The organism is Neptuniibacter sp. 1_MG-2023, assembly GCF_030547185.1.
GTDB lineage: Bacteria > Pseudomonadota > Gammaproteobacteria > Pseudomonadales > Balneatricaceae > Neptuniibacter.
The window spans coordinates 354524-372718 of sequence record NZ_JAUOQR010000001.1 but is presented as its reverse complement, the minus strand read 5'-3'; the positions used below and the strand labels follow the sequence as shown (position 1 = coordinate 372718).

Below are 18195 nucleotides of genomic sequence, written 5' to 3'. Positions count from 1 at the left end.
TTAGGGGAGGGGCCTTTATTGTTAGATCAAAGTTTCTGATCTGGCTTCAGACCGATTGAGAATTTTTCTAGGTATGCGTTTGGTTGTTTGCCATCAAAGGTGATGTTGTCGATAAAGTGTGTCTGTGGTGCTTTGTAGCCATCTTCGGAGACAAAGTCAGGGAACATATCAGTTGTCATTTTCCCTTCTTCGATAAGCTCTTTGGCAGCAACTGCATAGATATCTGGGCGATATACTTTTTTAGCTATGTCCATAAACCACTGATCTGATTTAGGTTCAGCAATTTGACCCCAGCGACGCATCTGAGTTAAGTACCAGATCGCATCAGAGTAGTATGGGTAAGTTGCGTTATAGCGGAAGAATACGTTGAAATCAGGCACTTCACGTTTATCGCCTTTTTCGTACTCAAAAGTACCCGTCATTGAGTTAGCGATAACATCGTAATCCGCACCGACATAATCAGATTTTGATAAAATCTTCACCGCTTCTGGGCGGTTAGCATTATTGTTGTCATCTAACCATTTAGCGGCACGAATCATCGCTTTAACAACACGGATATGGGTATTAGGGTTTTCGTCCGCCCATGTTTTAGATACCCCGAAAACTTTCTCTGGGTTGTTTTTCCAGATCTCATAATCGGTTACGACTGGAACACCAATACCTTTAAACACGGCTTGCTGATTCCAAGGTTCGCCAACACAGTAACCATAGATAGTGCCTGCTTCCATTGTTGCAGGCATTTGAGGTGGCGGAGTCACGGATAAAAGCGCATCTGCATCGATTGTGCCTGATGTATCACCGTTATGAGGCGCGTAATAACCAGGGTGAATACCGCCTGCCGCTAACCAATAACGTAGTTCATAGTTATGGGTAGAAACAGGGAACACCATACCCATGTTGAAAGGTTTACCTTCATCTTTATATTTTTCAACAATTGGCTTTAAGGCGTCTGCTTTAATTGGATGAACAGGTTTTCCATCAGGCCCTTTAGGTACGTACTGTTTCATCTGATCCCAAATGTCATTGGATACAGTGATAGCGTTACCATTTAGATCCATGCTGAATGCAGTAATAATGTGGGACTGAGTACCAAACCCTATTGTTGCGCCTAAAGGTTGGCCTGCAAGCATATGGGCGCCATCAAGTTCTCCATCAATAACGCGGTCTAAAAGAACCTTCCAATTAGCTTGGGCTTCTAGTGTTACGTATAGGCCTTCATCTTCAAAGAAGCCTTTTTCGTAAGCGATCGCCAAAGGCGCCATATCCGTTAACTTAATAAAACCAAATTTAAGGTCTTCTTTTTCGGGCTCGCCTGTTACTGCCCATGCAGGGGTAGTAATCAAGGCGGCGGCCAAAACCGTACTACTGATGATTTTGCTGAGTAGAGCCGTTTTCTTATTAAGCATGGATCGCTTCTCCAATCTTGAAAAACAAAAAGGCGCCTAACGTAACCACAAATTCGTGATTCGTTAAGGCGCCTTTGCCATAAAATAAACTGTCGGGTTTTTAGGCCCTTGTAATCTTTTGAGAGTGCCCATCATTGAGCAATTCTTTGTGGATTAATAAAGCATGTGCTGTGCCATTAATTATAAATTCTTTTATAAACAGATAGTTAGTTTTAATTTCTTGGTTTTTTGTAAGATTAAACAGAGCTGCCGCGCTGCACAATAGTGCGTGAGTGGTCATAAGAGGTGCGTATTGATGCAAAAAGGGTGTAAGGTTTGTTTCTGACATTATGGGGAGGTTTTCGCTCTTACTGTCGATAAAGCCTAATCAAGAAAAAGGTAAGGCAGAAGATGTGCTTCTGCCTTTAATTTCAGCTGATCCAGTGCTGAAAAAGATCATGGCGGTAGACTGAGTGGCTAATCTCGGAGAAATCAGCTTCTTGGTTTGATAGTTGTCCACACTGCTTCATCTGCTCCAGTATAAAAATACCCTGTTTAGGATCTGGAATGTTAACCGTCGCGCCAGCGAAATGCTGCTCCATTGCCAAGGGTGGTGTGTAGTCAGAAAGCTTAGTGGCGGCTTGATCTAGGTATGGAGGTAGCGCAAGGAGTTGGTAGAGCTCCTCTTTATTGTTGATATCTTCAACCCATTGGCAAGCTTCATATAACGCTTTTACTAATGCTTGGTGGGTATTAGGGTAGGCCGCTGCCCACTCTTGAGTCACACCAAGAACCTTTTCTGTATGGGCTCCCCATATTTTGTGCCCGGTCGTCAGTAAGCCGCCGATCTTCTGAATGAGCGCTAAACTGTTCCAAGGTTCACCTACGCAATAACCATCTATAGCGCCATTAGATAAGCTTGGTATCATCTGGGTTGGTGGAACAGCGATTAATTGCACATCATGTTCTGCATCAATCCCATGTTGTTCAAGCCAGTAACGAAGCTGATAATAATGGTTTGAGTATGGATATACCGTTGCCATGACCGGTTTGACTGAGCTGCTCTTTACCTGTTTTTTAAATTGCTCACCGACTAGTTTGTCGTCTTCCCAGTTATCAATTGTTTTGGATAAGAGGGTATGGAACTCTTTAGATAAAGTGATTGCCGTACCGTTTTGGCTGAGGGATAGGGCGGTTAACATTGCTGTTTTATTGCCATTTAAGCCCAGTGTAGCGGCTAATGGCATAGGTGCGAGCATGTGGGCGCCATCGTAAAGACCGAAACTGACTTTATCCCGTATCGAAGCCCAGGAGGCTTCCTTACACAAAACAACGTTGAGATTATACTTCTCGAAAAAGCCTTTTTCCCTAGCAACAACTAAAGGTGCACAATCTAATAGCGCGACAAAACCGAGCTTTAGTTTGTTTTTTTCAACTGTCAGTAATTCTGACATAAATTATCCTCTCATCTCTACTTGCGCAGGCCGTTCGTTAGTTCCAGAACATCAATAACACTCTGAGCGACATCAGGTAGTTTTTGACCTCGATCCATGGCTAATTTTCGAAGCGTTTCAAATGCTTGTTTCTCATCGCACCCTTGATGCTTCATTAGCATGCCTTTGGCTTTTTCAATAACTTTCCTATCCGCTAATTGAGTTTTAGCTTTTTCGAGTTCTGCGCGTAGTGAACTGTGAGCATCGAAATGAGCAATAGCGGTATCCATAATGGCTTTAACTCGCTCGGGTTGTAATCCGTCTGCGATATAAGCACTGACACCGGCATTGATAGCATCACACATGGTTTTGCGATCGTTTTGCTGCTCAGCGAAAAAAATGATGGGTCTTGGATTGTTCTTACTCATCGTAGACATACTTTCGAGCGTGTCTCGATTAGGCGAATCCATATCTATAATCACGATATCAGGATGAGTATCCTCTACGCGTTTATTGAGATGGGTAGTATTTGGTAGTTGGCAGACGACATAATGGCCTAATGAGTGTAGCGCTTCTTTGAGCGCTTGGACTCTTTCCGGTTCGTCATCTATCAATAAAACATTTAAACGATTCACGTTACTTATTAATCCATATCCGGAGTTGGATAGGAATTAAATAAGCAATAAATGTTCCATTATGGGGCGGTTTTAAGTTTTCTCTATTTTCGCTGCCCATTTTTCTACTTTTAACAGTTAATTGGGCGGCTGTGAAATGAGTTGAGCTTAGCCTATATTATCAATTGGCACATTGCTTGCTGAGTCACTCATCATATTTATTGATAAAAATGTACAGCATGTTTAGTACATAAAAAATTATAGTAGCGCAACGGAGCGCACTTATCTGGCAACTAGCAGATATGTGGCTCCGTGCCGTGTACGCTGTAAACTGGAAAGTGCATCTGGATTTGTGTGTTACAAAGCAGTGGAGGTTTAGATGCACAAAATGACAACGTGTCCATACTGCGGTGTGGGCTGTGGTGTTGATGCTGATATTCTGGATTCCGGTTCAATCGGTGTTAAAGGCGATAAATCTCATCCGGCTAATTTTGGCAGGTTATGCGTTAAAGGCTCAGCCCTGCATGAGGTATTAGGTGCGGGTGGTCGTCTACTTTCCCCTCTTATAAATAATGTCCCTGTTTCTTGGGATAGCGCACTAGATGAGGTCTCTTCTAAATTTCTTCGCACTATATTGGAGCACGGGCCTGACTCTGTAGCTTTTTACTTATCCGGTCAGTTGCTCACAGAAGATTATTATGTAGCCAATAAACTGATGAAAGGTTTTATTGGTAGCGCCAATGTAGATACGAATTCACGTCTTTGTATGTCGTCCGCTGTAGCGGGTTATAAACGTGCCTTTGGTAGCGATACAGTGCCATGTTCCTATGAAGACTTGGAAAAAGCGGAACTATTGGTGCTGGTCGGCAGTAATACCGCGTGGAACCACCCTGTTTTATATCAACGTATGCAGGCTGCTAAGAAAAAGAACCCTTCCCTTAAAGTAGTAGTGGTTGATCCTCGCCGAACAGCAACCTGTGATTTAGCGGATCTTCATTTAGCGCTTAAGCCAAGTACCGATAGTGAGTTATTTTCAGGATTATTGAGCTACTTGGCTGATCAGGATTGTTTAAATCATGATTACATTGAGCAATACACAGAAGGTTTTGAGCTTGCTTTAGCTTCAGCCCAGCAGCAGTTTGACTCCGTTTCAGCGGTAGCTAAGTATTGCGACCTAGAGAGTGATATTTTAACAACGTTTTATGAGTGGTTTGCCCAGACTGAAAAAGTTGTGACCTTTTATTCTCAAGGGGTAAACCAGTCTTTTAGTGGCACTGATAATTCCAATGCGATTATTAATAGCCACCTTGCTACCGGTCGTATAGGTTTTGAAGGTGCGGGCCCGTTTTCTATTACTGGACAGCCTAATGCTATGGGTGGGCGTGAGGTTGGCGGTTTAGCAAATCAGCTAGCCGCGCATTTGGATTTCTCTTCGCCTGAGTATATAGATCTTGTCTCGCGTTTTTGGAATGCACCGAATATTGCTCAAACCGAAGGTTTAAAGGCGGTTGAGCTTTTTCAAGCTATTGAAGAGGGTAAAGTTAAAGCGGTTTGGATTATGGGGACAAATCCTGCAGTGAGTTTACCTAATACCCATCAAGTGACACGGGCGTTGGAAAAGTGTCCCTTAGTGGTTGTTTCTGATTGTATGGCGAGTACTGAAACCCTTAAATATGCTGATGTTTGCTTACCCGCAACAGGATGGAGTGAGAAAGATGGCACAGTCACTAATGCAGAGAGAAGAATTTCACGTCAGCGTAGTCTCTTAGCACCTACGGGGGAGGCTAAACATGATTGGTGGATTATTAGTGAAGTGGCCAAGAAAATGGGTTTTGAAGATGCATTCTCTTATCAACATCCAGCAGAAATTTTTGCAGAGCATGCTGCGCTCTCTGGTTTTGAGAATGATGGCAACAGAGATTTTGATATTAGTCTGTATCAAGATATAGATATTGATACTTATAATTCTTTTAAACCGGTTCAGTGGCCGGTGACTCAGGAAGCACCTTACGGGACTGCGCGTATGTTTTCAGATGGCCGCTTTTTTACGCCATCAAAACGGGCAAGGTTTATACCTATTCAGGCTTCAAGCCCTATTCAGCAAGTCACCCCTGAACTGCCTTATATCTTAAATACAGGCCGTATTAGAGATCAATGGCATACCATGGCAATGAGTGGACGTGCGCGCCGCTTGTTTCAACATAGGGATGAACCTTTTGTGGAGCTTAATCAGGCCGATGCGCTAAAAGAGCAGATCTCTGATGGCGAGTTGGTTAAGCTGAGCCATCCTCAAGGGGATTATATTGGCCGTGCTCGAGTTATGGTATCGGAGCAGCGTAGGGGCGAGCTGTTTGTGCCTATGCATTGGAATAATGAATTTAGTTCCTTGGCTAAAATGGGCGCTTTACTGGAACCCGTGACGGACCCTATTTCAGGGCAGCCTGAGTCTAAGCATGGACGAGTCAGTCTTTCTAAACTTAATCCGAGTTGGCAAGGGTGGCTAATGTGTCGCTCTGATTTGGAAATCAATTTACCCGTTGAATACTGGTCCAAAGTACCTAAAGGTGATGTTACTTTTTATTATCTTGCTGATAGTGTTGAGTTGGTTGACGGTATTGCTTGGTGCAAAGAGCATTTAGGGGATGTGTCTATCTGGTTAGAAGATCCGAATAGCCAAAACTTTAGAGCAGCGGGGCTAAAAGGCGAAGCACTTGAATGGACTTTTTTTGTTATGCCTTATGGAGAGATACCTTCTACACGTTGGTTGGAGGAGATGTTTTCTGAAGCGGAATTGTCGATTGATCAACGCCGTTTTATCTTGAGTGTAACCGGATGTGAAATTGAAAATCCCGGTGAGATGATCTGTAGTTGTTATCAAGTAGGTAGTAATGCCATAGTAGAAGCGATAGGGTTAGGTTCTAGGACGGTTGATATGCTCGGGGATAAGCTTAAGTGTGGAACTAACTGTGGATCCTGTATTCCTGAATTGAATGCTATATTGGCAAAAGAGCTGAAATAAACAATGATAACCAGAGAGGGGCCATTGCACTGAGTGTAGAGCTTTTCCAGAGTAGAGATAATTATAGGCATCGTTAGGTGCCTTTTTTTTACTGACTATCTTATTAGATAGGTTAAGTATCTACTTAGGCTTTAGGTTTATGCTGTTAAAGGAGGAATAGTGAAAGCTAAAATTATACGTTCTATATACCTCATAGTCGGTTGCTTATGTGTCGTTCTTGGATTTATTGGCGTAATCCTACCGCTTCTTCCTACAACACCTTTCTTGCTTGTCGCTACTTTCTGTTTTTCACGTAGTTCTGAACGCCTGCATCAGGCTTTATTAAATAATCGGTATTTCGGTCAATATATACGAGATTGGGAAAATGGCGGTGTTATCCCAACAAAAATGAAGATTCTGGCTACGACAATGATGTTGTTAATGGTTATTTATCCTCTGTTTTTTAAATCATTTCACTTAGGTTTAAAAGCGGGAGTTGTTGCTACGATTATTATTGCGCTGCTGTATATCTGGTCGCGCCCTTCAAAGTTAGAGTTACAAGAGTAGTGCTTCTTTTATTTTGTATAGAGTTCGTTTTATGGGTACTTTTTATATGCTCAAGAGCACCTTTTTTCTATAAAAATAAATATGGAATAATTAGTAAAAAACACTTTGTTTTTACAAAGTTTAATGGATGTTTATTGAATTGTTTTTTTATATTTTGATCTTATTTAGTGATTTTAAAATGAAATATACTCATTAAAAGGTCGATAAAATTTTAATCAAAACAAATGAGTAATTAATAACCTTTGTTTTGTGGGTGGTTTGCCCTGTTTTTCAAACAGCTTTTATTTTATTCGTTTTAATTAGCTAAAATTTTAATAAAAACAGACTTTTAAAACGCCTTATACTCACTATTTTACAGGTACAAGGTTTGTAATGATTAACTCAATAATTGTGAGTAAAGGCCATGAGCACGATCACTAATAGTTCTTTACATAATTTCAAAGTAGTCATGTTGGATGCTGAATGCCGATATACTAATTGGACTAGAGATGTCACGGCGTCTAATCTTGCGTGGGATTTTGTTCGCTTTGATTCTAAAGACAGTTTGCTTTTATGCTTAGATGAGCAGATTTGTGATGCGGTGATTATCCCTTGCTCTATGCGTGCTCAAGTTGATATTGAGTTGATGGCTCAAATAGCTAAACGCCATCCTACGTCTGTTCGAGTGTTTATGGGGGCAGAATATTGGAATGCTGCTCAAAAAGCGAAAGCGGCGGATGTGGCACACCGAATTTATCCTAGCGCTGTAACGATTGAAGACTTAGGGGCGTCGCTTGAATATCAAATTAAATTACTCCACTTACTTAATCGAAGCTCCTTACAAGCTTATGTAGGGTCTGTTGGTTGCTTGCCGTCACCCCCTAGTATCTATCGTCAACTTACTGATGCTATTAATTCTGATCGAGCAGATTTGGCTGATATTGGTGAAATTGTTGAGCAAGATCCCGCCGTTGTCGCGCAAATCATGAAGCAGGTAAATTCTGCTTTCTTTGGTTTTGAACGCACTATCGTTGATTTAAAAGAAGCGATCTCTATGTTAGGTGTTCGTAACTTACGTAGTCTTGCCTTGAGTAGCCAGTTAAATAACCAGTTTAAAAGCCCAGATGATTGGAAGGCATTTTCATTTGAGCAGATGAATGCGCGCTCCTTAGTTGTGGCTCGTTTGGCACAGACCATCTGTCGTCGAGCAGGTGCCAGCAAAGTGATGCAGGATCAAGCCTTTTTGGCGGGTTTACTGCATGATTTGGGTATATTGATAATGGCATCTCATAATCCAGAGCAATATAAAAAACTATTAAATTATGCGGTTAAAAAAAGTAAACCTATTTATTTGGTAGAGAAGGCCGCTTTTGGCTTTTTCCATGGTGAGGTGGCGGGCGCTTTGCTTGCTTTATGGAACTTACCTCCTCAAGTGATAGAGGCGGTGATGTTACATCATGTCCCACATCTATCTAAAGATCATGATTTTAAAGTACTAACTGCCGTGCATGTTGCTGATGCAATGATACCCTCAGTGCATGTGGAAGGAGAGTGTAATCTCGCGAGTAATTTATCACTACGTTATTTAGATCAAGTGGGCGTTATGGATGAAGTCCCACAATGGCGGATTGTCGCCAATGAATACCGTGTTCGCATGGTATCCAACTTATAAGAGAGGATCTCATAAAATCGCTGGTAACTTTGGCCAAGTCTTGCAGGAAACATACGTTTGGGGTCTGTAGTCGGTAAGACTTGGCGATTTTTTTAGCCTAACAGGGGTAACTTTCTTAAACCCTTTTCACTTATCTTGCTACAATCTCACTGATAAATATGAGCTGATATTAGAATGTGAGGATGTGTGAGTAAACCTTTGAAAAGTAGCAGTGATCGATCTGTAGTTAAAACCTCACTGCACGCTCGCAATCTCCATCGCTCACGTTATGATTTTGATCAGCTGTGCAAAGCATCTCCAGAGCTGCTATCCCACGTATATCAAACGCCTAATGGGCAAGATTCCATTAACTTTTCTGACCCGCAATCGGTTAAATTACTTAACCAAGCTCTTTTGAAAGTATTCTATCAGATAGCATTTTGGGATCTTCCTCAAGGTTATCTTTGCCCACCTATCCCAGGACGAGCAGATTACATACATCATATAGCGGACCTGCTAGCGGAGAGTAACGGAGGTCGTGTACCTGTAGGTACAAAGGTGCGTGGTTTAGATGTGGGCGTGGGGGCTAACTGTATCTATCCCATTATTGGTAGTCAGAGCTATGGGTGGCAGTTTGTTGGCTCTGATATAGATCCTATCTCCATTGCTGCGGTGGGTGAGATTGTTAGATCAAACAAGGTGATGAAGAATAAATTGCAGTGCCGATTGCAGCCCTCGTCTGATCGAATCTTTGAAAATATTATTCAGCCGGAAGAGTTCTTCCATTTCTCTATCTGCAATCCCCCCTTTCATGCTTCGCTTGCAGAAGCTAGCGCGGGAAATAAGCGTAAAGTGAGAAACTTAAATCGAGCTAATGGAAATGCGGATAAGGCTAAAGAGAAACTCAATTTTGGCGGGCAGGGCGCTGAATTGTGGTGTAAAGGTGGCGAGATCGCTTTTGTACGCCAAATGATTAAAGAGAGTAAACACTTTGCAGATAATGTGCTTTGGTTTACGACGTTAATATCTAAAAAAGATAATCTGCCGGCTGTTTATCAGGTACTTAAGCAGGTGAATGCTAAAAAAGTTAAAACGGTTGAGATGGCGCAAGGGCAAAAAGTTAGCCGCTTTGTTGCTTGGAGTTTTTATACTGCATCGGATCGTGAGCTTTCCTTTCTTGATCCTTCTTCTGCTTCCTAAGCTATTGATTTTGAGTCCTATCTCTGTATTGTAAAGGTCTTGCTGTCAGCCAAATAACGTCGATTTAGGTTAAGTGCTGGCTTAGTGTATTGCCCCTATAAGGTGGTTTATATCACATGTTTCGTTATTTCGGTTTTGGCTCCAATATGAATCAGCTCTCTCTACGAGCTAAAGGTGTTGAGCCTTTAACATCACAGCGAGCGGTTTTGCGCGGTTGGCGTTTGCGCTTTAATGTGCAGCATTTCTTCCGGCAGGAGGGCGGTGTTGGAAATATTGAATGTACCGGTAATCTGAGTGATTGTGTTTGGGGTGTGCTTTATGAGTGTCCAGATGAGGCGCTTGCACCTTTAGATGCGGTAGAAGCTTGCGGCCATGGTTATGACCGAGTCAATGTTGATGTGGAAACAGAAAGTGGAACTATCACGGCGTTTGCCTATATTGGCATAGCTGAGTTTATCAATGAGATGTGTTTACCTAGCCAGCGCTACCTTAATATTATTGTTGAGGGTGCCCGATCAGCAGGACTTGATGCTGAATATGTAACAGCGCTTGCACGTCACCCTGTGCATGACCCCGGCGTATACCCTCCTTTTCAGCCTCCCCAAGGTGATTATCCTCAATTTAATAGAACTTCTTTAGCTCAGTATCCATTGTATACGGTGTTGGATGGGTCTGTTTTTGATATGTCGGAGGCGCGACGACAGCATGAATATTTAAAAGGTTTCTTCGGGGGTAAAGATATGACATTGTTTCATCTAAAAAGGCTAGATTGTAGCGATCATAGTGAAACTATGGATGATGTGAGGCACAGGCGCTTTAATCAGGCCCAGCGGCAATATTTAGACGCGTTTCTACACGAATATGCTCGCGAGTACCGTTATGTTGGACGCTTTGATTACAGCGAAGAGTAAGGAGTATTAATGAATCATTTTCCCCCAGCGCTTGCCCATGGTGCATTAGAAGAGGTATTTCCAGACCTGTTTTTTGTTAGTGGTGCTATGGAGACCGTTTTACAGGAGATGGACTGGGCGTTTAGTCGTAATATGACGGTGGTTCGGGATGGTGAGCGCCTGATCCTTGTTAATAGTGTACGTTTAGACGAAGAAGGGCTTGCGGCATTAGAGCGTCTAGGAAAGGTGACAGATGTTATCCGTCTAGGATGTTTACATGGGCGTGATGATGAGTTTTATGTGGATCGGTATGATGCTGACTACTGGACTTTACCTGGTATGGAAAGCGGTAAAAGTGTGAAGGACGCACGTGTACTTACAACAGAAAACTTACCTATCTCAGATGCTTCGCTATTTATCTTTGAGACTACAAAAATACCCGAAGGCATTTTACACATTGATCGAGCAGATGGTGTTCTTATCGCCTGCGACGCACTACAAAACTGGTTAGAGCCAGATCAATATTTTTCCGATGCCTCTAAAGAACTGATGCAAAATATGAACTTTTTTGTGCCCGCCAATATAGGCCCTGTATGGGCGCAAGCGGCTGAACCTTTAGGGGATGACTTTAAACGCCTGTTAGCCTTGCCATTTAAACATGCTCTATGTGGTCATGGTGCCCCTGTCTCTGATACCGCGTTCGATGATTATAATGCGACATTTCAACGAATGTTCTCCCTTTAGTGCCCAGTGCTAGGGAGCATGGAGTGAGGGGCGTCGGCTTAAAATTACCCGGTTATATCATCGGTTCAGTACTATGGCGGGCTGATGGGCGGGTCGTTTACCGTGCGCGCTGCTTATCCAATGATCTTCCTGTTGCTATTGAGACACTCGATACTGAATTTCCAGAACGTCATCAAGTGGCAGGTATTCGTCGAGAGGGATTAATCGGCCAACATCTATCGGAGGTTGTAGGGGTTCGAAAAGTCCATGAAGTGCTACCCCATGGCAGCGGTAATTTAGCCTTAGTCGGCGAGTTGTTTGATAACACCCTTAAAACATTGCTCATTCGTGAAGGGCGATGGGGATTGCCTGTAACTGATGTGCTCAATATAGCTTTGAGTATAGTTCGAGCTTTAGGAGGTATACATGAGAAGGATATAGTCCATAAAGCATTAACGCCGGGCCATATATTGTTCGATACCTTAACAAAAGGTGTTTCTATTGCCGGTTTTGGTATTGCCTCCGAATTAGATCAAGAGCGTCAAGCGGTGCAGATGTCTCGTTGTCTCGAAGGGCCTTTGCCCTATATATCCCCTGAACAGACAGGGCGGATGAACCGTGATGTAGATTATAGGTCGGATTACTACTCGCTGGGTGTGCTGCTGTTTGAGTTATTGACAGGTAGGCTGCCCTTTCAAGCGGATACCCTGCTGGAGTGGGTTTATAGCCATATGAGCTGTTTGCCGCCTGCTCCAGACGAGCTAAGACCTCAGATCCCTAAAGCTGTATCAGCGATTGTTCTTAAATTACTCTCAAAAGAACCTGAAACGCGTTATCAAAGTACCGAAGGTATTATCTATGATCTCGAACGTTGCGCGGAGAAACTATCGATTGAAGATCACAGCATCGAGCCTTTCGAGTTGGGAAAGAATGATGTAGTACAGAAGTTTCTAATACCGCAAAATTTATATGGCCGCGAAGCTGAATTGGCTCAATTATTTGAGTTATTTGAAAGTGCAGTGACGGGACGAACTGAGTTTTGTTTAGTTCATGGTTATTCTGGGGTCGGAAAATCCGCGCTTGTTAATGAGATTGATCGCCCGCTGGTACGCGAACGAGGCTTCCTTGTTCAAGGTAAATTTGAACAGTTTCAGCAAGGGGAGGCTTATACCGCTTTAATAACGGCCTATCGAGGCTTGGTACAACAGCTATTAGCTGAACCAGAAGTGGGACTGGGTGAGTGGCGGAAGAAGTTGCTTGACGCTTTAGGGCCTAATGCTCGTTTAGTGACAGATTTGGTACCTGAATTAGAAATTATTATTGGTCATCAGCCTGAGGTAGCAGCACTTCCTCCCGCTGAAGAGCGCAACCGTTTGCAGATTCTATTAACTGCGTTTCTCCGAGTCTTTGCAGGAGAAGGCCACCCCGTTGTTCTGTTTCTTGATGATTTACAGTGGAGTGATGTGCCCACGTTGGCGCTGTTGAAACGCTTAGTTACCTCAAGAGAGATGAGCCATTTATTGTTAATTGGATCGTATAGAAGTAACGAAATTGGCAGCGGTCATCCTTTAGGTTTGTTGCTTGATGATTTGAGCAATCAGCATAATATTCGTCAACTTCCTTTAGGGGCGCTCGATCAACATTCCGTAAGGCAGTTAGTGGCTGATGCATTGTGTGGTGAGCTGGATGAAACTTATATATTGAGCGATATGCTTTTTTATAAAACACTCGGCAACCCTTTTTTTATCAATGAGCTATTGAGGCAGCTGCATAAAGAGGGGGCTATTACAGCAGATAAACAGAGTGGCAAGTGGTGTTGGGATCTTGATGCCGCCCGTTGGTCAAATGTAAGTACAGATGTTGTTGAATTTATGGTGGGTAACCTCCGTCAGCTTCAGCCTGAGACTCAGAATGTTTTACAGTTAGCCGCGTGCATTGGAAGTACGTTTGATCTTCAAACCTTAGCGGCTATTTCTGAACAAAGTATTGATGATACGGCTATAGCACTTTTACCTGCATTGAAACTTCATACAGTGCTACCTTTGCATAGTGATTATCGTTTGGTCGGGCGGAATTCGGAGGCGTTAGGGTTTAATCCAATTTATAGGTTCCAGCATGACCGTATACAGCAAGCTGCTTATACGCTTATCGACGTTCAGCGTTTACCTGAGGTACATCTTTCTGTAGGTCGTCGCATGTTACGTCATGCTGGTGAAACTGTACCTAATGATCGCTTAATTGATATTGTGGAGCATTTAAACGAAGGGCGTTTACTGATTGAGTCGGAAGCGGAGCGTTTATATCTTGCTGAACTTAATCTACGTTCCGCTGTGCGAGCGAAACACACTTCGGCTTATGAGGTGGCACTGAATTATCTACAAATAGCTATTGGTTTATTACCCGCTAATCCTTGGTGTAGCGCGCCAAAGTTAATGCAACCTTTAGCTATAGAGATCCAACAATGTACTTATCTCACAGCTCGAACGGAGCAGGCAGAAGAGTGGATCGAAATTTTATTAGAGCATGCGCATACTGATTTGCAGAGAAGTGACATTCTGGCCACACGAACACGACAGTATTCGACCCTTGGAAAGATGGAGGCATCGATTCTCTCTGCTATTCAAGGCCTTGCGCTTTTAGGTGTGGAGTTTACCGATAATCCAACAGATGAAGAGGTTGCCGAGGAGCGGCAGAGGGTTAAGATTAACTTAGGTGAACGCCAAGTTGCGGAGCTTGTGGATGCTCCGTTAGTTAAAGATGAGGCTGTTTTAACCGCGATACGTCTTATGATGGAAATTTTTCCAGCCACGTTTCTTTCGGGTTGTGGGAATCTATTTCCGTATCTGGTCTTAAAGGCAGTCAATCTTTCCTTACGGCATGGAAATAGCCCCGAATCCGCTTTTGCATATGCCGCTTACGGCATGCTCTTGTGTGGTGATATTGACGAGCCCGAAGAGGGTTATCAATATGGGAAAGTTGGTTTAGCTTTGAATGACCGTTTTGATGATCAGGCGCTACGGACACGCGTGATTTATGTTTACGCAATGTTTGTTCATCACTGGAGTAATCATTGGTCTACGTTGACCCCTTTATTTCGTAAAGGTATTGAATCGGGTTATCAATCCGGAGATCTGCTTTACCTTGCATACAGTGCTCAAGACTGTGTGATTTGGGATCCTACTCTTGATTTAGAAACGGCCCATCGTCTACATGCGGAAAATTTAGAGATTGTTCGAGAGTGTGCTTATCAGGACTCATTAGATTCTGGCACCTTATTTTTGCAGTTACAGCGTAATTTGCTGGGACTGACGCATACCCCGTTTACCTTAAGTGATGATGACTTTGATGAGCAGCGCTGCTTAGAGGGTATGCGTGAACGTCAGTTTATGACAGGGATTGCCAATTATCAGATCTATACTGCGGAGATCTGCTTTTTGTATGGCGATTATGATCGTGCGTTGAGCTTTGTTCGTGCACAGGATTTGATGATCAAATCTTCCATGTCGCTACCACAGTTAGTGCGTTTTTATATTGTATCTTTTCTGACGCTTGCAACACATTTTCCATTAATGGGAACTGACGATCAGGCTGAAACAGGTCAACGTTTAGAGCGTGATCTTGCCCGTATGCGGCGTTTAGCAGATAACTGTGCTGAGAACTTCCGTCACCTTCAATTTTTAATGGAAGCAGAATTAGAAAAGATCTATGGCTGCCCGGAAAGCACCTTAGAGCTTTATGATGTGGCGATTGATGCAGCTAGAGAAAGTGGCTTTTTGCGTGATGAGGCGACAGCATGCGAACGTGCTGCCCGTTTTCTTATCGGCCTTGGCCGTAGACGATCAGCGGAAGGTTATTTGAGAGCGGCCCATCGTATTTATGATCGCTGGGGGGCACACCGTAAGGTGGAATTACTTGAGCAGGAGTTCTCTATATTAACTGAGTGCTCCGCTAGTGCTTATCTGTCAACGGCCAAGCAGGAGATGACAGATCTTGATTTAGCCTCAGTTATGAAAGCGTCTCGTGACATATCTGGCGAAATTTTATTAGACCGATTACTCAAAACCAGTATGAGCATTTTACTAGAAAATGCAGGTGCTCAATGGGGTTGCCTCGTGGTTAAGCACGAGGGGGAATTAGTGGTAGAAGCGGTAAAACTGCCAGATCATTTGTCGGCAGAGGGGTTAGCAAATCATTCACTTATTTCAACGGTTGCTGGTGAGAAAATACCTTTACCTGTCACTTTGCTAAGCCAAGTATTTCACAATGGTTCTGCGATCGTACTTCATAATGCACTAGACGATGGCTGTTTTATCCATGATCCCTATATACAGACATTTAAGCCTTTATCTGTGTTGTGTGTACCTATTCAAAGAGAGCGCTTTGAGGCTGTGCTTTATATGGAAAATAATCTTGCAAGCGGCGTTTTTAGACATGATCGTGTTGAGGTTATTCGTCTTTTAGCTGCTCAAGCATCTGTGGCCATTGAGAATGCACGCCTTTATGAGCAAGTGCAGGAGCACTCTAAAACCTTGGAAGATAAAGTTGCTGAACGAACGGCTCGTTTAGAACAAGTCAATCAAGAGCTACAAGGGCTAGCTGATCGGGATGGTTTGACGGGGGTAGCCAATAGACGCAGAGGTGATGCTTATCTAGCTGAAGTTTGGGAGCGTTTACGCAGAGAAGCACACCCACTCACGATTATTATGCTTGATGTTGATAATTTTAAGGCCTTCAATGATAACTACGGACATCAAGGCGGAGATGATTGTTTGATTGCCGTTGCCAAAGCGGTGCAATCTCAACTTCTTAGACCTACTGATTTAGTGGCACGTTATGGGGGAGAGGAGTTTATGCTCATTCTTCCGGATACCGATTATAAAGGCGCAGCACTTATTGGTGAGAAGGTTCGTTGTGCTGTGCAGGATATGACGATTGAGCATGCTCATTCATCAGCCAGTCATGTAGTGACGGTCAGTGTAGGTACCGCTACTATGATTCCGGTAATAGAGCAGGGGGCTGATAGCTTGCTTCGTGAAGCGGATATTGCTTTATATCGTGCGAAAAGGATGGGGCGAAATCAATTACAACAAGCCTCTAATATTAGTTAATTAATAGCACTAAATAACGTTCTATTAGCAACGACCGAGGACAGCATCACTTAACTTTGTAAGCTTCATCCCAGTAAACCCTATCGGTTTTTCTCTTAATCTCTAGTCAAAGTTCATTCACCCTATATAGTTCGAGTCGTCTAGCTGCTTGCCGCTCAGTACAGGTGAGTTTGTAAGGATAATTTGCCTTTTTTTGGGGCGTGGATGCTATTTTTGTTTTCTTTTGGGGCAGATTAAGTGTTCTTTGAGTCGATTTTATATTTTTAACTTTTTGTTTTTAAAGAATTTAGTTTGTTTGGCCCTTATTTTGCTTTTGTATAAAGCAATATGCACAAGAGCATACTTAGGTTGGTATTAATTATGGTTAATACCGCTTATGACAATTTGATCAAATGGGTATCTAGGGTTCCGACTACAAAGATGTAGTGTCTGGACCGAGAGTTACCAACCTCACCTGAGGTCACACGGAGGGATAAAAGCCCGGGAGAACAAAACCTATTGGTGATGTCTCTTGTGCTTAATTTTCGTGAAACTACAAAGGTGAAGTTATGATGAATACCATTCGATCTTTCATGCGAACGCTGCTGATGTGCGCTTCAGTGTTCTCCCTTCTACTAAGTTTTTCCTCAACTCTTCAAGCTGAAGAAAAAAGCGAATTTAAAGTCGCTTGGACGATCTACGTCGGTTGGATGCCATGGGATTATGGCGCAGCGACAGGGATCGTGGATAAGTGGGCTGATAAATACGGCATTAAAATCGACGTTGTTCAGGTCAATGACTATGTTGAGTCTATTAACCAGTTCACGGCAGGCCAGTTTGATGCCACTGTAATGACTAACATGGATGCATTAACTATCCCTGCAGCGAGTGGTGTTGATTCAACAGCGCTTATCGTTGGGGATTTCTCAAACGGTAACGATGGTGTTGTACTTAAAGACGCTAAAACATTGGCAGATATTAAAGGCCAGCAAGTTAACCTAGTTGAGTTAAGTGTTTCCCATTATTTACTAGCACGCGGCCTTGAAACAGTTGGCATGACAGAGCAAGACGTTAAAGTGGTTAATACCTCTGATGCCGATCTTGTTGCTGCTTTTAGTGCTGACGATGTGACAGCAGTTACCACTTGGAACCCTTTGCTAAGTGAAATAACGGCTATGCCGAATGCAAGCAAAGTATTTGATTCCTCTATGATCCCAGGTGAAATTATTGACCTGATGGTTGTTAATACTGAAACCCTTGAAGCGAATCCAAAACTGGGTAAAGCCTTAGTAGGTGCTTGGTATGAGATCATGACAACCATTGCTGCTAATGATGAAGGCTCAATTAAAGCGAAAAGCTTTATGGCTGAAGCATCAGGTACTGATCTAGCGGGTTATGAAGCTCAGCTTGCCTCTACAAAAATGTTCTATACCGCTGCCTCCGCCCTAGAATTCACAAATAGTGACAGCCTTACAAAAACGATGCAGAAAGTGAGTGAATTCTCATTTGAACATGGTCTTTTGGGTGAAGGTGCACCGGATGCTAAGTTCATAGGTATTGAAACACCCGCAGGTGTTTACGGTAACGCAGCGAATATCAAACTTCGTTTTAACCCAGCGTATATGAAAATGGCTGCCGACGGCTCTCTGTAATCTCTTAATACATTAA

General features: G+C 43.0%; 11 protein-coding genes and 1 riboswitch. Of the genes, 8 read left to right on the top strand and 3 right to left on the bottom strand.

Annotated elements, in window-relative coordinates:
* Positions 1-26: 26 nt before the first annotated feature.
* The 3 genes from Q4492_RS01705 to Q4492_RS01695 form a co-directional block, all read right to left on the bottom strand.
* Positions 27-1406: a CmpA/NrtA family ABC transporter substrate-binding protein gene (locus Q4492_RS01705; protein WP_303415529.1), complete on the bottom strand. Its 1380-nt coding sequence runs from the start codon at positions 1404-1406 to the stop codon at positions 27-29.
* A 410-nt stretch (positions 1407-1816) separates the two neighbouring features.
* Positions 1817-2839 (bottom strand): CmpA/NrtA family ABC transporter substrate-binding protein, encoded by a 1023-nt coding sequence (locus Q4492_RS01700; protein WP_303415528.1) that lies wholly within the window; start codon positions 2837-2839, stop codon positions 1817-1819.
* A gap of 17 nt (positions 2840-2856) precedes the next feature.
* Complete coding sequence (locus tag Q4492_RS01695) at positions 2857-3453, bottom strand: ANTAR domain-containing response regulator (protein WP_303415527.1); 597 nt, start codon at positions 3451-3453, stop codon at positions 2857-2859.
* A gap of 358 nt (positions 3454-3811) precedes the next feature.
* On the opposite strand from Q4492_RS01695, the gene Q4492_RS01690 reads away from it, so the two are divergent.
* The 8 genes from Q4492_RS01690 to Q4492_RS01655 all read left to right on the top strand — a co-directional run bounded on the left by Q4492_RS01690 (position 3812) and on the right by Q4492_RS01655 (position 18179).
* Entirely contained in the window at positions 3812-6451 is a 2640-nt protein-coding gene (locus Q4492_RS01690) for a nitrate reductase (RefSeq protein WP_303415526.1), read from the top strand.
* Between the two features lie 159 nt (positions 6452-6610).
* Complete coding sequence (locus tag Q4492_RS01685) at positions 6611-6997, top strand: YbaN family protein (RefSeq protein WP_303415525.1); 387 nt, start codon at positions 6611-6613, stop codon at positions 6995-6997.
* A 403-nt stretch (positions 6998-7400) separates the two neighbouring features.
* Positions 7401-8648, top strand: a complete 1248-nt coding sequence (locus Q4492_RS01680) for an HDOD domain-containing protein (protein ID WP_303415524.1) — start codon at positions 7401-7403, stop codon at positions 8646-8648.
* A gap of 186 nt (positions 8649-8834) precedes the next feature.
* The gene (rlmF, locus tag Q4492_RS01675) at positions 8835-9827 is read left to right on the top strand and encodes a 23S rRNA (adenine(1618)-N(6))-methyltransferase RlmF (protein WP_303415523.1); all 993 of its coding nucleotides are present in this window, start codon (positions 8835-8837) and stop codon (positions 9825-9827) included.
* A gap of 116 nt (positions 9828-9943) precedes the next feature.
* Positions 9944-10738 (top strand): gamma-glutamylcyclotransferase family protein, encoded by a 795-nt coding sequence (locus Q4492_RS01670; RefSeq protein ID WP_303415522.1) that lies wholly within the window; start codon positions 9944-9946, stop codon positions 10736-10738.
* 9 nt (positions 10739-10747) lie between these two features.
* The gene (locus Q4492_RS01665) at positions 10748-11461 is read left to right on the top strand and encodes a hypothetical protein (RefSeq protein WP_303415521.1); all 714 of its coding nucleotides are present in this window, start codon (positions 10748-10750) and stop codon (positions 11459-11461) included.
* A gap of 23 nt (positions 11462-11484) precedes the next feature.
* Positions 11485-16548 (top strand): diguanylate cyclase, encoded by a 5064-nt coding sequence (locus Q4492_RS01660; protein ID WP_303415520.1) that lies wholly within the window; start codon positions 11485-11487, stop codon positions 16546-16548.
* Between the two features lie 389 nt (positions 16549-16937).
* A riboswitch (guanidine-I (ykkC/yxkD leader) is annotated at positions 16938-17037 on the top strand.
* A 62-nt stretch (positions 17038-17099) separates the two neighbouring features.
* On the top strand, positions 17100-18179 hold the full coding sequence (locus Q4492_RS01655) for a putative urea ABC transporter substrate-binding protein (RefSeq protein ID WP_303415725.1): 1080 nt from the start codon (positions 17100-17102) through the stop codon (positions 18177-18179).
* The last annotated feature ends 16 nt before the right edge of the window (positions 18180-18195 follow it).

What these genes read in the sequence shown, in the direction of transcription:
- Q4492_RS01670 (WP_303415522.1), top strand. Translation starts at nt 9,944, where the DNA reads ATGTTTCGTTATTTCGGTTTTGGCTCCAATATGAATCAGCTCTCTCTA.
- Q4492_RS01665 (WP_303415521.1), top strand. Translation starts at nt 10,748, where the DNA reads ATGAATCATTTTCCCCCAGCGCTTGCCCATGGTGCATTAGAAGAGGTA.
- Q4492_RS01655 (WP_303415725.1), top strand. Translation starts at nt 17,100, where the DNA reads ATGAATACCATTCGATCTTTCATGCGAACGCTGCTGATGTGCGCTTCA.
- Q4492_RS01690 (WP_303415526.1), top strand. Translation starts at nt 3,812, where the DNA reads ATGCACAAAATGACAACGTGTCCATACTGCGGTGTGGGCTGTGGTGTT.
- Q4492_RS01700 (WP_303415528.1), bottom strand. Translation starts at nt 2,839, where the DNA reads ATGTCAGAATTACTGACAGTTGAAAAAAACAAACTAAAGCTCGGTTTT.
- Q4492_RS01705 (WP_303415529.1), bottom strand. Translation starts at nt 1,406, where the DNA reads ATGCTTAATAAGAAAACGGCTCTACTCAGCAAAATCATCAGTAGTACG.
- Q4492_RS01680 (WP_303415524.1), top strand. Translation starts at nt 7,401, where the DNA reads ATGAGCACGATCACTAATAGTTCTTTACATAATTTCAAAGTAGTCATG.